The sequence below is a fragment of the Komagataeibacter intermedius TF2 genome, from assembly GCF_000964425.1.
GTDB classification, from domain to species: Bacteria; Pseudomonadota; Alphaproteobacteria; order Acetobacterales; family Acetobacteraceae; genus Komagataeibacter; species Komagataeibacter intermedius.
The window spans coordinates 1-1,156 of sequence record NZ_BANF01000496.1 but is presented as its reverse complement, the minus strand read 5'-3'; the positions used below and the strand labels follow the sequence as shown (position 1 = coordinate 1,156).

The 1,156-nt window shown below is 61.1% G+C and carries 1 pseudogene; it reads left to right on the top strand.

The features are described 5' to 3' along the window. Nucleotides 1-728: 728 nt before the first annotated feature. A pseudogene (locus tag B7449_RS22380) lies at nt 729-1,156 on the top strand (transposase); the annotation flags it as partial.

Sequence of the window (1,156 nt, the reverse complement as noted above, 5' to 3'; positions counted from 1 at the left end):
TAGGCCCACTTTGGGCAGGCGACTGACCCATCCCGTCGTTTCGCAGGAATGGCCGATCGGGCTCCCATGTCCCATATCCGTTCACGAAAAGCGTTCGACGCGTAGCCCTTGTCCGCTACCACCCGCAGGGGAATGGTGGGAAGGTTATCGAGCGTGGCTGGTGTCAGAGGCAGTTTGTGGGCCTGTCCGGGGGAATTACCTTCAGTCCGGAGAGTTTTTTGCAGTGGCTTCATCCAGGCATAGCGGACGGGGGACGCTGTCGACTGGAGGCATTGGTGATGCGTAACCGAATTAAGGGTACTTTTTCGCATTAATAAGGATCATTTTTCTTTTGATTAAGGAGAACCTTAATCGGAGAAGATCGCGGCAAATTTGGCATTCTCCTTATTTAAGGATATTTCGACACAGGCATTTTGGAATTTTTCATCTACTTCCGACAAGATAACTTATCGGAAGTAGGTTTTTGATCGGTCGGATTTTGCCTGGCGGGGCAGGGAGCAGGCAGAAAGTCCGGGAAACCGTGCCTTTCAGGGTTAATCTGGCGCTTTTTTGTTCTCAAAAAAACCGTTAACGTGATACGACGTATTGTATGATACGCAAACGCCTTAATATGGTCTGGGTCAGGCGGCGCGGTTTCCCGCTGAGGGTGGACGAACTGCCCGTTTCGAGCGCCTGTCCGCCGCTGGCCCGCAGGGCGTTCGGGGCCGAAAACCGGGGATTCCATCGGAATGGCTGAGACCGGCCGATTGCTGCAGGCGGCGCGGCCGCCGACCGGCCTGTCGCCGGCCACGGCGCGGGCCTATGCGGCCTCCTGGCGCGCCTTTGTCAGGACCCAGCCAGCCGATAGCGGCTTTCCGGTCGGCCCTGTCGCGGTAGCAGCATGGCTGGAGGCCCGGGCGAAGGCCGGGCGGCCGCGGCAGAGCCTGGTGGTGGATCGCGCGGCGCTGACGGCGTGGTGTGCCGCCAATGGCGAGGGCCTCGATGTCACCCTGCCCGCTACGCGGGTGCGCCGGACCGGGGCCCGGGTCGATGTGGCTTCGCTGCTGGCCGCCGCGCGACGTTGTGGCCCCGATTTGCCCGGCCTACGCGACCGGGCTTTGCTACTGCTGGCCGCCACGCTGGACATCGGCGCCGAGGCGTTGGCCCGGCTGACCGT